Here is a 14,897-nt window from a genome sequence, read left to right as displayed (position 1 = left end):
GTCCTTGTCCGTCAGCCGCGGGTGGCGAAGCAGGCGAAGCCGTCGCGCTTGAGCTTGGCGCAGGCGTTCTGGGCGTCCTTGGGGTCCTCGAAGCCGGCGAAGCGGGCGCGGAACAGCGTCGAGCCGCCCTTCTCGACCTTCTCCGTGAAGCCCGAGGCGTCGGCGAGCGGGCCGGCCGCCTTGGAGCGGGCACGGGCCAGGATGTCCTTGGCCTTGGCCTCATCGTCCGTCGCGCCCAGCTGGATGATCCATTTGCCGGCGGCGGCGGCCGGGCGGCTTTCGCTGGCCTTGACCGGCTCGGGAGCCTTCTCGACGAGTTTCGCGATCGTCGTCGTGCCGGCGTCGCGCACCTTTTCGGCAGGGGCAGGGATCGGAGCGGCGGCGGGAGCCGGGGCGGGCTTGTGCTCGGCGACCTTGACGACGGCCTTCTCCTCGGGCTCGGCGACCCTGGCGATCGAGGAGGTGACGTCGACATTGGCCGGCGGACGCATGATCTTGCCGTCGGCTGCGGGAGCGCCGATCGACCAGCGCATGGCCGAGGGGGTGGTCGTCGCGGCGACGGGGCGCATGCCGGAGATCTGGAGCTGCTGGGCGCTGGCGCTCAGCGGGCGCGGCGGGGCGATCGGCGTCGTGGTCGCGACCGGCGCATAGGCGCGGGCGGCGGCCGGGAGCGGGGTCTCGGCCTCGATGCGCGGACGCGGCACCGGCAGCGGCGCGGGCTCGGCAGCCGCGGCGGTCACGACCGGTGCGGCCGGGCGCTGGCGCTCATGAACGCGCTCCTGCGGCCGCTCTTCCGGCTCGGGCGCTTCGGCGACCATGGTCGAGGCGCGGCCCGAGGTGGCGGCCTTGGGCAGGTTGGCGACGACGAGGTCGGCCATGATCTTGTCGCGGGAGGCGCCGGAGCGCCCGCCGAGCACGACCGAGACGACATGACGGCCATCGGCCTTGGCCGAGGTCATCAGGTTGAAGCCGGAGAGATTGGTGTAGCCGGTCTTGATGCCGTCCACGCCCTCGATCCGGCCGAGCAGCTTGTTGTGGTTGCGGTAGGCGCCGCCGGCATAGTTGAACACCCGCGTCGAGAACATCGGGTAGTAGCGCGGGAAGCGCTCCTGGATGGCGCGGGCGAGGATGGTCAGATCCCGCGCGGTGGTGATGTTCGGCGGGCTGTGGGGCAGGCCGTGGGGATTGTAGAAGGTCGAGCTGCGCATGCCGAGCGAGCGCGCCCGAGCGGTCATCATGCGGGCGAACTCGTCCTCGGAGCCGGCGACGTTCTCGGCGATGGCGACGGCGACGTCATTGGCCGATTTGGTGATGAGCGCCAGGATGGCGTCGCGGACCTCGATCGTCTCGCCCGGCGCGAAGCCGATCTTCGACGGGGCCTGACGCGCTGCGTAGGCGGAGACCGTCAGCTCGGAATTCATGTTGAACTTGCCGCGCTCGAGCTGCTCGAACAGCAGGTAGAGCGTCATGACCTTGGTGATCGAGGCGGGGATGCGCGGGGCATCCTCGTTGACGGCATGCAGGGTGCGGCCGGACTTCACGTCCACGACCATCGCGGCATAGGGCGGGGCGTAACCGCCGCCGACATGGCGCCGCTTCTTGCGCGCCGCTTCGGCGGGAGACGCGGCGGCTGCGACCGCAACCGCGACGATGCCGATCATTCCGACGAGCGCGCGAAAACGCACGCGCCGGGACCCAACGCAACTGAAAACCATGAACCCGCCTCAACCAGAACTCACGTCCCGATCCCAAGCCCGCGTCTGGCGACGTGGCATATGGGACACAGTTAGGGAGGTTAGGACGATGCGGTTACGGAGCCGTTAAAAGGCTAACGATCTCGGCCGCGATGTGCGGACCAGATAATTCAAATCTGATGCATCGCAGCATGTCCTTGACATTCATGTTGCGGTGCACAATATGAGGGCAGTCCCGGTGGTGATCGCTTTTCATCTGACCTTGGGGCGAGAACCCGGGCCATCAGGCTCGTCAGCAAGAGGCGGCATGCGTGCCGAGGGAAGAAACATGATCCAGCAGTTCGAGACGATCCAGAAGGCCTCCAAAGAGAACGTCGATGCCGCCCTGAAGGCTTTCGGCGCCACCTCCAAGAGCGTCCAGACCATCGCCGTCGAGGCGACCGACTATGCCAAGAAGTCGTTCGAGGCCGGTACCGCGACGCTCGAGAAGCTCGCCGCCGTCAAGACCCTCGACAAGGCGCTCGAGATCCAAGCCGACTACATCAAGACCGCCTTCGAGGGCGCCGTCGCTCAGGCGACCAAGATGGGCGAGCTCTACACCTCGCTGGCCAAGGACGCCTACAAGCCGTTCGAAGGCATCGTCGCCAAGGTCGCTCCGGCCGCCAAGTGAGCTGACGCCACGCCGCCGACGGCGGCGCAGGCTCGCTGACACGATATGAAGCCCGGCCGTGAGGCCGGGCTTTTTCGTTGCGGTGTACCGCGCTTCAGCCGTGGCGCGCCGGTGCCGCGATGCCCTCCAGGGCTGCCAACGCATCGTCCGTCAGGGCGAGGTCGGCAGCGGCGAGATTGTCCCGCAGATGCGCGACGGATGAAGTTCCCGGGATCAGGAGGAGGTTGGGCGCCCTGCGAAGCAGCCAGGCGAGCGCGACCTGCATCGGCGTGGCGCTGAGCCGCCGGGCGACGTCGGACAGAACAGAGGATTGCAGCGGGTTGAAGCCGCCGAGCGGGAAGAACGGCACATAGGCGAGGCCGTCACGGGCGAGACCGTCGATCAGCGCGTCGTCGGCCCGGTGTGCCAGATTGTACTGGTTCTGGACGCAGACGATCGGGACCATTCTGCGAGCATCGGCGATCTGCGTTGGCGTGACGTTGCTCAGCCCGATATGGCGGATGAGGCCCTTGCCCCGCAGTTCGGCCAGCGTGGCGAGCGGCGCCTCCAGCGATCCTTCCGCCGGGCCGTGGACGTCGAACATGGCGCGCAGATTGACGACGTCCAAAACATCGAGAGCGAGATTGCGGAGGTTGTCGTGGACCGCCTGCGTCAGTTCTTCGCGTGAAAAGGCGGGCAGCCAGGATGCATCCTCGCCGCGCCGGGCGCCGACCTTCGTGACGATCACGAGATCGTCGCGATAGGGATGCAGGGCTTCGCGGATGATCTGGTTGGTGACGTGGGGGCCATAGAAGTCCGACGTGTCGATGTGGTTCACGCCACTTGCCACGGCCTCGCGCAGCACGGCGAGCGCGGCCTCCCGATCCTTGGGCGGGCCGAAGACGCCGGGGCCGGCGAGTTGCATGGCGCCGTAGCCGAGGCGCTTCACCGGGCGGTCGCCGAGGACGAATGTGCCGGATTTTTCGATGATCGACATGGGTGGTCTCCTCTGAAAGAGCCAGAGCTAGGTCTTGCCGTGGCGAGCGAAAATCGGACATAATCCGTACGGCTTGTGCGGTATTGCGAACAATGAAAGTCGATCTCGGCGATCTCAACGCCTTCGTGGCGGTGGCCCGCGCCAGGGGCTTTCGCGATGGCGCGAGGGCCGGCGGCGTCAGCGCGTCGGGATTGAGCGAAGCCGTCCGCCGGCTCGAGGCGCAACTTGGTGTCAGGCTGCTCAACCGCACCACACGCAGCGTGGCAGTGACCGAGGCGGGCCAGCGTCTGCTCGATCGACTCGGGCCGGCGCTGACCGAAATGGAAGCGGCGCTGGACGTCGTGAACAGCTTTCGCGACAGGCCGGCGGGAACGTTGCGCCTCAATGTGCCGGTCAGTGCGTCGCGGCTCGTCCTGCCCGCGATCGTACCGCCATTCCTTGCCGCCTATCCGGAGATCCGGCTGGAGGTCGTCGCCGAGGAGAGCTTCGTCGATGTGCTCGCCGCGGGCTGCGATGCCGGCATCCGCTATGACGAGCGTCTGGAACAGGACATGATCGCGGTGCCGATCGGCCCTCGCATCCAGCGCTTCGCCGCTGCGGCGGCTCCCTCCTATCTCGATCGCGCGGGCCGGCCGGCTCATCCCCGCGACCTGCTCGGTCATGCCTGCCTGCTCGGAAGGTTCGCGAGCGGGGCATTGACGACGCCATGGGAGTTCGAGCGGGATGGCGAGACCGTGCGGGTCGATCCTGCCGGCCCGCTCATCGTCAGCGCGGGAGGCGCGATCGATCTTGCCGTCGAGGCCGCGATCGCCGGCAGCGGCATCATCAATCTCTTCGAGGGCTGGCTGCGTCCGCATCTCGATGCCGGGCTGCTCGAGCCGGTGCTCGAATCCTGGTGGCCGCAATTCAGCGGGCCGTTCCTGTATTATCCGGGCCGCCGCCTTGTCCCGGCTCCGCTGCGGGCCTTCATCGATTTCATCAAGTCGCCGCTAACGGTAGCGCGCTGAATTTGCCGCGTTCCCCGGCGGTGCCCCGTTCCGATATGCCTTCGTTAGCGCCTGGAGGTGCATTTGCTGCGGCGCTTACGCGATCGCGTGCCGGAGATTCTGCCAATGAGGATATTGATCGTTCCAGCCCTGGCGCTGGCGCTCGGCGCTTGTACGGCGTCGAGCCGTTCGGGCCTTGTCGTCGGTGCGTCCGCGAGCGAGGCCGATATTCGCCGCATGATCGCGTTGAACGTCGCCGGCGCCCCCCATTTCGGCGGGTGGAGCGTCATCGGCAGGCCCCGTTTTGCCGATGCTGGACTTTCGCCGGGGCGTAGTGCTGGATCGATGCTGTTTGGTAGCGATGGTGCGGAACACTGCGTTTCGGCGACGATGATCGTGGCCGGAATTCCGCAGCCCAAGAGCGCGTTCGTGACGGTCTATCGCAGCGGCTCGATTCTGACGGCCCGCGTGCGGCCGGGCTACTGCACTGCCTCGGCGCCGTTCCCGGAGCTGGAGATGATGACTGCGAGCCGATAAGGTCGGCTTGCTGCCGGTTTCCGCCCGGGATCGCGGGCGTTGGGCTCGCTCGCGCTGCTCCGCGCAATCATCATCTTCTTCAAACGATTGAAAACTGTCGCGAGGAGGCGCATGTCTTGGCGCGTCGCCGCGGTCGGCCGCGGCCTGCAAGCCAGTGGTCCTTCCGATGCTCGACAAAGCGATCCCGCCGCGTACCCTCAAGCTCAACGCTGCCGACAATGTCGCGGTCGCCGTCGATCCGATCGATGTCGGCGTGACCGCTGCCGGCGTCACGGCGCTGCAGCGCATTCCGCGCGGGCACAAGCTGGCGCTGGCTCCGATCGCGAAGGCTGAGCCGATCCGCAAGTTCGGCCAGATCATCGGCTTCGCCACGGTCGACATTCCGCCCGGCGAGTGGGTGCATGAGCACAATACCGGCTTCCATTCCTTCGAGCGCGACTATGCCTTCTGCGCCGAGGCGAAGCCCGAATTCGTCCTGCCTGTCGAACAGCAGGCGACGTTCCAGGGCTTCCGCCGCGCCAATGGCAAGGCCGGCACGCGCAACTATGTCGGCATCCTGACCTCGGTGAATTGCTCGGCCTCCGCCGCGCGCTTCATGGCCGAGGAGGTCAAGCGCTCCGGCCTGCTCGCCGATTATCCGAACGTGGACGGCGTCATTGCGCTGACCCACGGCACCGGCTGCGGCATCGACTACAATGGCGAGAGCTTCGAGGTCTTGAAGCGCACGACCTGGGGCTATGCCTGCAACCCGAATATGGCCGCCGTGCTCGTCGTCGGGCTGGGCTGCGAGGGCTTCCAGATCAAGCGCATGAAGGACGCCTATGGCGTCGAGGAAAGCGACGTCTTCCGCACGCTGACGATCCAGGAGACCGGCGGCACCAAGAAGGCGGTCGCGGCCGGGATCGAGGCGCTCAAGGTCATGCTGCCGATCGCCAACCGCGCGACGCGCGAGACGGTGCCGGCGTCCGAACTGATGCTGGCGCTGCAATGCGGCGGCTCGGACGGTTATTCCGGCATCACCGCCAATCCGGCGCTGGGCAAGGCCGCCGACCTCCTCGTCGAGCATGGCGGCACCGCGATCCTCTCCGAGACGCCGGAGATCTACGGCGCCGAGCATCTGCTGACGCGGCGCGCCGCGACCCGCGAGGTCGGCGAGAAGCTCGTCGGCATCATCAAGTGGTGGGAGGATTATACGGCCCGCGCCCGGATGGACATGAACAACAACCCCTCGCCCGGCAATAAGGCGGGCGGGCTCACGACCATCCTGGAGAAGTCGCTCGGCGCGGCGGCCAAGGGTGGCACCAAGACGCTGGCCGCAGTCTACCATTATGCCGAGCCGGTGACGTCCAAGGGCTTCGTCTACATGGATACGCCGGGCTACGACCCGGTTTCGGCGACGGGGCAGGTGGCGGGCGGGGCCAATATCCTCGCCTTCACCACGGGGCGCGGCTCGGCCTATGGCTGCAAGCCGACGCCTTCGGTCAAGCTGGCCACCAACACACCGATGTATCTGAAGCAGACCGACGACATGGACATCAATTGCGGCGACGTCCTCGACGGCGTGACGCTGGAAGAGAAAGGCAAGGAGATCTTCGATTATCTCCTGCGCATCGCCTCGGGCGAGCACTCCAAGTCCGAGGAAATGGGCTATGGCGACGCCGAGTTCGTGCCCTGGCAGATCGGCGCGACGATGTGAGGCTGCGGTCGGCGGGGGCTGTACTCCATCGGCATCCTTCGTCATTCCGGACAAGCGGCTAAGCCGCGCCGCTCCGGAATCCATCGTAAAGCTCCGGAGGCCTCCGATGGATCCCGGGGCAAGCCCGGGATGACGTTCTGGCTCCACGGGCAATCCTGAGGTAATGGGGCATCGAGCAAATGTCTCATTCATCTGCCCGTCGGGAGCTGGCTCAGCCCTGCAGCAGCCGCACGCCCGTGCCCCAGGGATCGCTGCTCTCGAACCCGCCGGAGATCGGTCGCGGCGCCTGACCGGCGCCGGCGAGCCGCTCATGCGTCTTCGCCAGAAGTTCGCCCTGTCCCGTCACCAGCGAGAACCAAGCGAGCCCGGTGCTGGCGGCGTCGCGCATCCCTGCACCGGCGCTGTTCCAGGTGTTGAACGCGAGATGGTGATGATAGCGGCCTGACGAGAGGAAGCTCGCGGAGTCCCGGCGCGAGGTCGGTTCGAGGCCGAGCAGGTCGCGGTAGAAGCGATCCCCGGCCTCGACATCGCCGACACGCAGATGGACATGGCCGATGCGCAGGCCGTCCGGCGCCCTGGCGTAGTCGCTGGCGCGGGTGTCGGTCAGGGAGAGGATGTCGTCGACGTCGAGGCGATGCGTCCCCATGACGACGCGGCCCGCGTCCCATTGCCAGCGTTCGGCCGGGCGGTCGGAATAGACCTCGATGCCGTTGCCTTCGGGATCGTTGAGATAGACCGCCTCGCTGACGCTGTGGTCGGCGAATCCCGTCAGCGGCGTCCGGTTTCGGGCGACATGCACGAGCCAGCGCGCGAGGTCCTTGCGTGTCGGCATCAGGAAGGCGGTGTGGAACAGGCCGGCCTGCGTCGGTGGTTCCAGGGAGGCGGCGGGACGCGCCTCCAGCATCAGCAGGGCACCGTCGGCGGTGCCGAGCGTCACGCCAGCGTCGCCGCGCGCCAGCACCGAGAGTCCGAGGACATCGCGGTAGAAGGCGCTGATGCGCTCGATGTCGCGCACGCGCAACGCGGCCTGGCCGATACGCAGCGGGGTGGTGTTGGCAAAGCCCGGCCCGGCCGGCGGGGCTGCGACGGGGCCGCCCTCGGCCCGGACGGCGCCCGTCACGGCTGCGGCGAGCGAGGAGGCTCCGGCGAGTTGCAGCAGCGTGCGGCGGGTGAGGGAGGAGTGCATCTGGCGACGGGCTCGACAAGCGCTTGCGGGTCCGTCCTGAAGGCCATGAAATCGGGCGCGGCGCATCTCACAAGCGCGTGCGTGACAACCCGGTGAACCGGCTGGGCCCTTGTCGCGACCAAGAAGCGGACCGGCGACGTCATCAGGCGCGCCGGCGTTTTCGTCCATTGGCTGGGGCCATCATGAAGACCATCTTTCTCGTCACCGTCCCGCGCGTGCTGCTCGGGCTGCTTTTCCTCGTTTCCGCCGTCGACGGCTTCTGGTGGCTGGCGACCGGCAGCCATCTGATCCATCCGCCGACAAGCGAGCGCGGCGTCGCCTTCGAGGTCGCGCTGCAGAATTCCGGCTTCTTCTGGCCGCTGCTGAAGAGCGTCAACCTGGTCGGAGCACTCAGCCTGCTGACCAATATCGCACCGGCACTGGGGCTCGCCCTGATCACGCCAGTCATGGCGGCGATCGTGCTGTTCCATCTGGTGCTCAATCCGCAGGGCCTTCCCGTGGCGGTGATCCTCGTCGTGCTCGGCGGGCTTTTGGTCTGGGCATATCGGGACCGCTACGCGGCGTTGCTGCGCTGATCGCTACAGGTCTTCCACGGAAACAATGCCGTCATTCCGGACAAGCCGCGAAGCGGCGCCGCTCCGGAATCCATCGTAAGGCACCGCCTTGCCCTACGATGGATTCCGGGACTTCGCTTCGCTGCGCCCGGAAGGACGGCGGTTTTTCGAGCGGAATGCGTCGACGTTCAAACCGAAAACCCGCGTAGCCGATCACTCAGTTCGCCGATCCGGTCGGCCGCGACATTGGCGATCGCGATGCGCAGATGCTGCTCCTGCCCGGGGCCGAAATAGGGGCCGGGCAGGGCCAGCACGCCGCGTTCCTGCACGAGGCTGCGCACCACATCGGCTGCGGGCACGCCGGCAAAGGGATGCGCGACATAGGCGAAATAGGCGCCGGCCGCGAGCACCTGCCAGCCATTATGCGGTGCCATCGCCGCGCGGAAGAGCGCGGCGCGGGCGTTGATCTCGGCGCGGTTGGCCTCGCGCCAGGGGCGGATGCCCTCGATGCCCCAGGTGATCGCGGCCTGGCCGGCGCGCACCGGGCTGATCTGGACGCAGTCGAGCACCTTGGCGATCTCGGCCATGACGGCCTCGCCGGCCGTGATCGCGCCCAGGCGCCAGCCCGGAACGGCATAGGCTTTCGAGAAGCTGTAGAGGCCGATCACCGAATCCTGCCAGCTTGTTGCGGCGAAGACTTCATGCGGTGCGGCAATGCCCGCGGGCAGGAAATCGCGATAGGTCTCGTCCAGCACCAGCCACAGTCCGCGCCGGGCGCAGAGTTCGGCAAACGCCGCGATGGTGGCGGGCGGATAGATCGCGCCTGTCGGGTTGTTGGGCGTCACCAGCACGATGGCGCGGGTGCCGGCATCGATCAGGGCCTCGGCGGTGGCGACATCGGGAACGAAGCCCGCAGTGGGGTCGCAGGGCAGGGCTCGCGCCTCGATGCCGAGCATGCGCAACGTCATCTCGTGATTGAAGTACCAGGGCGCCGGCAGCAGCACGCTCTGGCCGGCCTTGGCCACCGCCATTATCGTCATGACGAAGGCCTGGTTGCAGCCGGAGGTGATCGCTACCTCCGCCGGCCTGAAGCCCGCGCCATAGACTTGGCTGATCTCGGCCGCATAGGCCTCGCGCAGAGCCGTGTCGCCGGTGATCGCGCCGTAGCGCGTTGCGTCGGGCGAACGGGCCGCTGCCGCAAGCCGCTCCAGCAATTCGGCCGGGGGCGGGGAGCCCGGCACCGCCTGCGACAGGTCGACCAGCGGTCCCGAGCGCCCGTCATAGGCGCGTGCCCAGCCCTGAGCCTGCGGGATCGGCGGGGTTCCGGTGTCGAGGAGGTCGGGATTGAGGGCGGCGGGCGTCGTGGCGAGCATGGTCCGCAGCTTTGGGACGCGGCAGCGCCGGCGTCAATCGGGTAGCAGCGACCGATTGGTTCGCCCGCGGATCCCGGGTGACCGAAGGGAGACCCGGGGTCCATTCCGCAACCTCTCCGGTAAGTGCTCCGGCATGGATCCCGGATCTCCGCTTCGCTGCGTCCGGGATGACACGCGTTTCATGGTGAGGCGGTGTGCGTCTGCCCCCTTGGGATGAAGGCGCGAAAACCTCAAGGCAACGGGTGCCGCTCCCGCTCCTGCTTCCTATATCGGTTCGAAGGTCGCAGGAGCGGAGCGCGCATGCAGGACGAGACGAACGACGCGATCGACGCGCTGCACGAGATGCTCGACCGCGCGGCTTCCATCCTCGCCTTCACCGGCGCCGGCATTTCGACGGAATCCGGCGTGCCTGATTTCCGCTCGCCGGGCTCGCCCTGGATGGTCAACAAGCCGATCCCGTTCGAGGCCTTCGTGAAGAGCCGCGAGGCGCGGATCGAGGTCTGGCGCCGGAAATTCGCGATGGACGACCATTATGCCGGCGCGGCCCCCAATCGCGGCCACCGCGCGCTGGCGCGGCTGGTCGAGCAGGGCCGCTCGCCTGCCATCATCACCCAGAACATCGACGGTTTGCACCAGGCCTCGGGCGTACCCGAGGACCAGGTGATCGAACTCCATGGCAACGGCACCTATGCGACCTGCCTCGCCTGCGGCTGGCGCCATGAACTCGCGGCGATCCGCACCGTGTTCGAGGCAACGGGCGAGCCGCCGGCCTGCGTGATGTGTGCCGGCCCGGTGAAATCGGCGACGATCTCCTTCGGTCAGGCGATGCCGCAGGAGAAGATGAGCTTCGCGCAGCAACTGGCCCTGGAGAGCGAGCTTTTCCTGGTCGTCGGCTCGTCGCTGGTGGTCTATCCCGCCGCGACGCTGCCGATCATCGCCAAGAAGCAGGGCGCCGAACTGGTCATCGTCAATCGCGAGCCGACGGAGCTGGACGAGATTGCCGATCTCGTGGTGCGGGCCGAGATCGGCGCGGTGCTGGGGCGGCTGGCGGGGTAGGGGAAGGACTCGGTCCGAGCCGTCCTTCGTCGCGCACTGCTAGAGTGATGGCGCAGATTGGCGGCGGAGCCGGCCTGTCATTCGCAATCCGTCGCGCATGTTGAGGCCGAGCAGCGTGATGTTCGCCGCTCCCGCGACGAGCTCAAGCGCCTGCACCGCGTAGAAGACGGTATCGAACTCCGCGACCCGGGCCTTACTGGCAAGGAACAGCGCGGCGGGGATAAGAACCAGAATGCCGTTTGCGGCGATCAGCGGCATACGCTTGATCTTTGCGCCGATCAGCCCGGCTCGCCGCCCCGTGGCCCGCGCAAATCCCGATCCTCCCGCCGCCGCTATCGCGGGGATCAGTATGAGAAAGCCCCAGGGAATGGTCGTTTTGACGGCGACGACGGTCGCCTGTGAGGCGAACAGTTCGCTGAGCGCAGTCGAGAACCAGAATGCTGTGATCGTGAGGAACGCCAGCGCGCCCGTTACCGGATGGATGATCTTGGTCATGGCGTTCTGCCCTTCAGAATGACATTATGATGTCATTTTGGTGTGATGCGAGGGGCAAATAGAGGTTTGACATAATGATGTCAATACGGCATTTTGATTTCAAATGAATGACGCGCAGCGAACTGCGGGCGGGGCCGCTCTGACCCAGCTCATCCTCGCCCTGTTCAGGGCCAACAACCTGACATTGACCTGGGGCGACCGGCTCGTCGCTCCGTTGGGATTGACGAGCGCACGCTGGCAGATCCTGGGCACCATTGTCGCAGCGGATCGGCCGCAGCCGGTTGCGTGGTTGGCGCGCGATCTCGGCGCCAACCGCCAGAACGTCCAGCGCATCGTCAATGATCTGCAGGAGGAGGGGCTGGTCACCTTCGAGCCCAATCCGCATCACCGGCGCGCGCAGCTCGTTGTTCTTACTGACAAGGGGCTGCGGACGTTTGAGGCCGCCATTCGCCTGTACGATCCCAGAGTGAACGCGCTCGCGGACGGGCTCGCTGTCGAGGACATCGACACGGCTCATCGTGTCCTGGTGACGCTGCGAAGGCGGCTCGAGGGCGATGAGAATGCCAAGGAGCAGAGCTGATCGCTGCAGGGCGACGGCCGCCTCAATTCACCTGCGGCAGTGCACGGCGCCAGCGCCGGAAGAGGACGCATCGCATCCTCCAGCGGCCGGTGTGTCCGCGCTGCCATGCCCGCCGACGAAAAGCGATGGCTGCAGCATTTCCGCCTGCGAGGATGTGGATGACGCAAAGCCGGCTGTATCGCGACTCCCCAGCGATGTTATCCTGAGACCGCGAATCAAGCCATTTCGGGCGGGGGTGGGTGGCAAATGTCCGACGAGTTCGGTGAGAGCGGGCGGCGACCGATGGGACCGATCCAGTCACTCAACCGCGTGATGCGGCTCGACGGACCGGAACTCGGCCATGAGGCCAGCGTCGAGCTCAGCGGCCATGTCAAATGGTTCGACGTCAGCAAGGGCTACGGCTTCGTCGTGCCCGAGGATGGCGGTGCCGACGTCCTCGTCCATGTCACCATCCTGAAGCGCGACGGTTTCAACGCCATCGCCGAAGGCGCTCACATCGTCCTTGAAGCGGTGGAGAAGCCGCGCGGCCGCCAGGCCATCCGCGTGCTGTCGATCGACACCAGCGCGGCGCGCCATCCCGCCGAGATGCCGCTGGCGCGTACGAACGTCCAGGTCACGCCGACGAGCGGGCTCGAGCGCATGACGGTGAAGTGGTTCAACCGCCTGCGCGGCTTCGGCTTCGTCTCGGCCGGCGAGAGCGCCCCCGACATCTTCGTCCATATGGAGACGATGCGGCGCTACGGGCTGGTCGAGCTCGTTCCGGGCCAGACGGTGCTGGTGCGGTACGGACCCGGCCCCAAGGGCCTGATGGCGGCCGAGATCCGCCTGGAGCAGGGCGGGGTGGCGAGTTCGCACTGAGTTCAAGAAAGGGCAGGATCGATGATGCTTGCCCGTGTTTTCCTTGGCCTTGCTTTTATTTCTATCTTCATTGGGATTGCGGCTGCGCAAACCCCGAATTCCGATCCGCTCTATCGCAAACTAATCTCGCTTGAGCGAATGGCGATTGGGGCATTTGCATCGCGATCAAGCCGCGAATTGCTCGACATTCACAACGAAATAATGGCGGACGTTGCCGACGACGATGCCGCGCAACGGTTGCGTTCCATAAGTGCATGCTGGAAGGCGTACACGCAGCTATCTGTTACCGTGCTGTTTCACGCATCGATCATTTCGCCTGAGCTCAATAAGTCTGAAGAGAATTCGCCCGCTCATAAGGCCCAATGGGCAGACCGCACCTGGTCAGAGTACCGCGACTCTGTCGTTGGGTGTGAGCAACGCCTCGGCATAGACTCGCCTCCAGTGAGGCCAAGCCTTCCTAGCGCGGAACTTCGACGGCTATTGCCGATTCTGCCAAAGTAGCTGGTCACCTATCGCTACAACGCAAACGACGTCCCGCAGCCGCAGGAACTCGTGGCGTTCGGGTTGGTGATCCTGAACGATTGCCCGACGAGGTCGTCGACGAAGTCGATCGTGCAGCCTTCGAGCAGGTCGAGCGAGGTCTCGTCGATCAGGACGGTCGCGCCGTCGCGCTCGATCACAAGGTCGCCGGGGGCTTTCTCGCGGTCGACGTCGAAGATGTACTGGAAGCCCGAGCAGCCGCCACCGGCGACGCTGACGCGCAACATCGAGCCCGGCGGCTCCTTTTCCATCACGGAAAGAATGCGGGTCGCGGCCTTGTCCGTGACGGCGATGCCGCGCGGATTGACCTGCATATCGGTCGTCATCAGCAGATGCTCCTTGCACCTTCGTTGCCTGCAAAGGTAATTGCGCCGCAGCGCCTCTACAAGCCGGAGGCGGCGACGGGTCTGCCATGCCGCATCCACAGAGCTTTCCTTTCGCGGCCGGGCCCGATTTCGAGCCCGGGGATCGCTGGCGCGCTCCCTATGCCTGCCGCAGCGCGACCAGCCGGGGCCGGCTGATCGCCGAGCCGGCCTCGCCGACGCGCAATCCGTTCCAGCGCGACCGCGACCGCATCATCCATTCGACCGCCTTCCGCCGCCTCAAGCACAAGACCCAGGTCTTCGTCTCGCATGAGGGCGACCATTTCCGCACGCGGTTGACGCATACGATCGAGGTCGCGCAGATCGCGCGCGCCTTGGCGCGGGCGCTCGGGCTCGACGAGGACCTGGCCGAGGCGCTGGCGCTAGCGCATGACCTCGGCCACACGCCCTTCGGCCACACCGGCGAGGATGCGCTGGCGGAATGCATGGCGGCGTTCGGCGGTTTCGACCACAACGCCCAGACGCTGCGGATCGTGACCCGGCTGGAGCGGCGCTATGCCGGTTTCGACGGGCTCAACCTGACCTGGGAAACGCTGGAGGGGCTGGTCAAGCACAACGGCCCGTTGCTGCTGGCGGACGGGGCGCCGACCGAGCGTTATGCGGCGACGGGCATTCCCGCCGCGATCGTCGAATACCAGGCGAAGCAGGACCTCTGGCTGGATTCCTACGCCTCGGCCGAGGCGCAGGCCGCGGCGCTCGCCGACGACATCGCCTATAACGCCCATGACATCGATGACGGCTTGCGGGCCGGGCTGTTCGGCCATGCCGAGCTCGGGGCGGTGCCTTTCCTCGCCGAACTCCTCCACGAGATCGAGGTGCTGCATCCCGGGCTCGAGATGGCCCGCACCACCAACGAGTTGGTGCGGCGGGTGATCACGCGCTTCGTCGAAGGCGTGATCACCGAGTCGCAGGCGCGGCTGGCGAAGCTGGCGCCGGCCGATGCCGATGCGATCAGGCGGGCGGGGGCGCCCGTGATCGCCTTCCCGGCGGCGATCGAGACCGCCGACCGCGAGATCAAGGCCTTCCTCTATCCCAACATGTATCGCCATGCCCGGATCGCGCCGATCCGCGCCGATGCGGCCCAGGTGGTGCGCGACCTGTTCTGCCGCTTCAGCGCCGATCCGGCTTTGATGCCGGCCGACTGGGCTTCGGGCTGCGAGGCGCTCGATGCGCATCGCCGAGCTCGGCGGATCGCCGACTATATCGCTGGGATGACCGACTGGTACGCGCTCGACGAGCACCGCCGCCTGTTTGACGCGACCCCCTCGCTGCGATAGGGCCGGGCGTTCCCAAATCCGCATAGCTTGCCCGTT

Annotated in this window: 16 protein-coding genes; 10 read left to right on the top strand and 6 right to left on the bottom strand. The window is 66.7% G+C overall.

Translation table 11 applies throughout. The features are described 5' to 3' along the window. Positions 1–11: 11 nt before the first annotated feature. Complete coding sequence (locus tag AC1RMY_RS17045) at positions 12–1,685, bottom strand: SPOR domain-containing protein (RefSeq protein ID WP_492866483.1); 1,674 nt, start codon at positions 1,683–1,685, stop codon at positions 12–14. Between the two features lie 337 nt (positions 1,686–2,022). On the opposite strand from AC1RMY_RS17045, the gene AC1RMY_RS17040 reads away from it, so the two are divergent. Continuing rightward, positions 2,023–2,364 carry a phasin family protein gene (locus AC1RMY_RS17040; RefSeq protein ID WP_492866481.1) on the top strand — a complete coding sequence of 114 codons (342 nt, stop codon included), beginning with the start codon at positions 2,023–2,025 and terminating at the stop codon, positions 2,362–2,364. Between the two features lie 94 nt (positions 2,365–2,458). Here AC1RMY_RS17040 and AC1RMY_RS17035 read toward each other — a convergent pair whose 3' ends face one another. Next, positions 2,459–3,340 (bottom strand): aldo/keto reductase family oxidoreductase, encoded by an 882-nt coding sequence (locus AC1RMY_RS17035; protein WP_492866479.1) that lies wholly within the window; start codon positions 3,338–3,340, stop codon positions 2,459–2,461. 92 nt (positions 3,341–3,432) lie between these two features. Between AC1RMY_RS17035 and AC1RMY_RS17030 the strand changes: the two genes are divergently transcribed. From AC1RMY_RS17030 to AC1RMY_RS17020, 3 genes are all read left to right on the top strand, one after another. Then, positions 3,433–4,347 (top strand): LysR family transcriptional regulator, encoded by a 915-nt coding sequence (locus tag AC1RMY_RS17030; RefSeq protein ID WP_492866477.1) that lies wholly within the window; start codon positions 3,433–3,435, stop codon positions 4,345–4,347. A 105-nt stretch (positions 4,348–4,452) separates the two neighbouring features. Next, positions 4,453–4,863 (top strand): hypothetical protein, encoded by a 411-nt coding sequence (locus AC1RMY_RS17025; protein WP_492866475.1) that lies wholly within the window; start codon positions 4,453–4,455, stop codon positions 4,861–4,863. 166 nt (positions 4,864–5,029) lie between these two features. Beyond that, positions 5,030–6,559, top strand: coding sequence for a UxaA family hydrolase (locus AC1RMY_RS17020; RefSeq protein ID WP_492866473.1), 1,530 nt, complete (start codon positions 5,030–5,032; stop codon positions 6,557–6,559). A gap of 211 nt (positions 6,560–6,770) precedes the next feature. Here the strand turns inward: AC1RMY_RS17020 and AC1RMY_RS17015 are convergent, their stop codons facing one another. Then, the gene (locus AC1RMY_RS17015) at positions 6,771–7,745 is read right to left on the bottom strand and encodes a VOC family protein (protein ID WP_492866471.1); all 975 of its coding nucleotides are present in this window, start codon (positions 7,743–7,745) and stop codon (positions 6,771–6,773) included. 182 nt (positions 7,746–7,927) lie between these two features. Here AC1RMY_RS17015 and AC1RMY_RS17010 point away from each other — a divergent pair, with 182 nt between their 5' ends. After that, positions 7,928–8,320, top strand: coding sequence for a hypothetical protein (locus tag AC1RMY_RS17010; RefSeq protein ID WP_492866469.1), 393 nt, complete (start codon positions 7,928–7,930; stop codon positions 8,318–8,320). Between the two features lie 167 nt (positions 8,321–8,487). On the opposite strand, the gene AC1RMY_RS17005 is transcribed toward AC1RMY_RS17010, so the two are convergent. Continuing rightward, positions 8,488–9,672, bottom strand: a complete 1,185-nt coding sequence (locus AC1RMY_RS17005; protein ID WP_492866467.1) for an aminotransferase — start codon at positions 9,670–9,672, stop codon at positions 8,488–8,490. A gap of 300 nt (positions 9,673–9,972) precedes the next feature. Here AC1RMY_RS17005 and AC1RMY_RS17000 point away from each other — a divergent pair, with 300 nt between their 5' ends. Further along, positions 9,973–10,728, top strand: coding sequence for an SIR2 family NAD-dependent protein deacylase (locus tag AC1RMY_RS17000; RefSeq protein ID WP_492866465.1), 756 nt, complete (start codon positions 9,973–9,975; stop codon positions 10,726–10,728). A gap of 39 nt (positions 10,729–10,767) precedes the next feature. Here AC1RMY_RS17000 and AC1RMY_RS16995 read toward each other — a convergent pair whose 3' ends face one another. Next, positions 10,768–11,223, bottom strand: coding sequence for a hypothetical protein (locus AC1RMY_RS16995; protein WP_492866463.1), 456 nt, complete (start codon positions 11,221–11,223; stop codon positions 10,768–10,770). A 103-nt stretch (positions 11,224–11,326) separates the two neighbouring features. Between AC1RMY_RS16995 and AC1RMY_RS16990 the strand changes: the two genes are divergently transcribed. The 3 genes from AC1RMY_RS16990 (at position 11,327) to AC1RMY_RS16980 (ending at position 13,162) form a co-directional block, all read left to right on the top strand. Continuing rightward, entirely contained in the window at positions 11,327–11,803 is a 477-nt protein-coding gene (locus AC1RMY_RS16990) for a MarR family winged helix-turn-helix transcriptional regulator (RefSeq protein ID WP_492866461.1), read from the top strand. Positions 11,804–12,049: 246 nt separating this feature from the next. Next, on the top strand, positions 12,050–12,661 hold the full coding sequence (locus tag AC1RMY_RS16985) for a cold-shock protein (RefSeq protein ID WP_492866459.1): 612 nt from the start codon (positions 12,050–12,052) through the stop codon (positions 12,659–12,661). 21 nt (positions 12,662–12,682) lie between these two features. Beyond that, on the top strand, positions 12,683–13,162 hold the full coding sequence (locus AC1RMY_RS16980) for a hypothetical protein (RefSeq protein ID WP_492866457.1): 480 nt from the start codon (positions 12,683–12,685) through the stop codon (positions 13,160–13,162). 14 nt (positions 13,163–13,176) lie between these two features. Here AC1RMY_RS16980 and AC1RMY_RS16975 read toward each other — a convergent pair whose 3' ends face one another. Beyond that, positions 13,177–13,527, bottom strand: a complete 351-nt coding sequence (locus AC1RMY_RS16975) for a HesB/IscA family protein (RefSeq protein ID WP_492866455.1) — start codon at positions 13,525–13,527, stop codon at positions 13,177–13,179. Positions 13,528–13,613: 86 nt separating this feature from the next. Here AC1RMY_RS16975 and AC1RMY_RS16970 point away from each other — a divergent pair, with 86 nt between their 5' ends. Further along, positions 13,614–14,861 carry a deoxyguanosinetriphosphate triphosphohydrolase gene (locus AC1RMY_RS16970; protein ID WP_492866453.1) on the top strand — a complete coding sequence of 416 codons (1,248 nt, stop codon included), beginning with the start codon at positions 13,614–13,616 and terminating at the stop codon, positions 14,859–14,861. Positions 14,862–14,897: the final 36 nt, after the last annotated feature.

The sequence above is a fragment of the Allobosea sp. GW822-FHT03F07 genome (assembly GCF_058801345.1).
Note: the sequence above shows the minus strand (reverse complement) of the source record. Positions and strands in the feature narration are given on the sequence as shown.

Bases quoted from the DNA above. Each gene is read 5' to 3' on its own strand.
- AC1RMY_RS17035 (WP_492866479.1), bottom strand. From the start codon at position 3,340: ATGTCGATCATCGAAAAATCCGGCACATTCGTCCTCGGCGACCGCCCG.
- AC1RMY_RS16990 (WP_492866461.1), top strand. From the start codon at position 11,327: ATGAATGACGCGCAGCGAACTGCGGGCGGGGCCGCTCTGACCCAGCTC.
- AC1RMY_RS17040 (WP_492866481.1), top strand. From the start codon at position 2,023: ATGATCCAGCAGTTCGAGACGATCCAGAAGGCCTCCAAAGAGAACGTC.
- AC1RMY_RS16985 (WP_492866459.1), top strand. From the start codon at position 12,050: ATGTCCGACGAGTTCGGTGAGAGCGGGCGGCGACCGATGGGACCGATC.
- AC1RMY_RS16970 (WP_492866453.1), top strand. From the start codon at position 13,614: ATGCCGCATCCACAGAGCTTTCCTTTCGCGGCCGGGCCCGATTTCGAG.
- AC1RMY_RS16995 (WP_492866463.1), bottom strand. From the start codon at position 11,223: ATGACCAAGATCATCCATCCGGTAACGGGCGCGCTGGCGTTCCTCACG.
- AC1RMY_RS17030 (WP_492866477.1), top strand. From the start codon at position 3,433: ATGAAAGTCGATCTCGGCGATCTCAACGCCTTCGTGGCGGTGGCCCGC.
- AC1RMY_RS17025 (WP_492866475.1), top strand. From the start codon at position 4,453: ATGAGGATATTGATCGTTCCAGCCCTGGCGCTGGCGCTCGGCGCTTGT.
- AC1RMY_RS17010 (WP_492866469.1), top strand. From the start codon at position 7,928: ATGAAGACCATCTTTCTCGTCACCGTCCCGCGCGTGCTGCTCGGGCTG.
- AC1RMY_RS17020 (WP_492866473.1), top strand. From the start codon at position 5,030: ATGCTCGACAAAGCGATCCCGCCGCGTACCCTCAAGCTCAACGCTGCC.
- AC1RMY_RS17000 (WP_492866465.1), top strand. From the start codon at position 9,973: ATGCAGGACGAGACGAACGACGCGATCGACGCGCTGCACGAGATGCTC.
- AC1RMY_RS16975 (WP_492866455.1), bottom strand. From the start codon at position 13,527: ATGACGACCGATATGCAGGTCAATCCGCGCGGCATCGCCGTCACGGAC.
- AC1RMY_RS16980 (WP_492866457.1), top strand. From the start codon at position 12,683: ATGATGCTTGCCCGTGTTTTCCTTGGCCTTGCTTTTATTTCTATCTTC.
- AC1RMY_RS17005 (WP_492866467.1), bottom strand. From the start codon at position 9,672: ATGCTCGCCACGACGCCCGCCGCCCTCAATCCCGACCTCCTCGACACC.
- AC1RMY_RS17015 (WP_492866471.1), bottom strand. From the start codon at position 7,745: ATGCACTCCTCCCTCACCCGCCGCACGCTGCTGCAACTCGCCGGAGCC.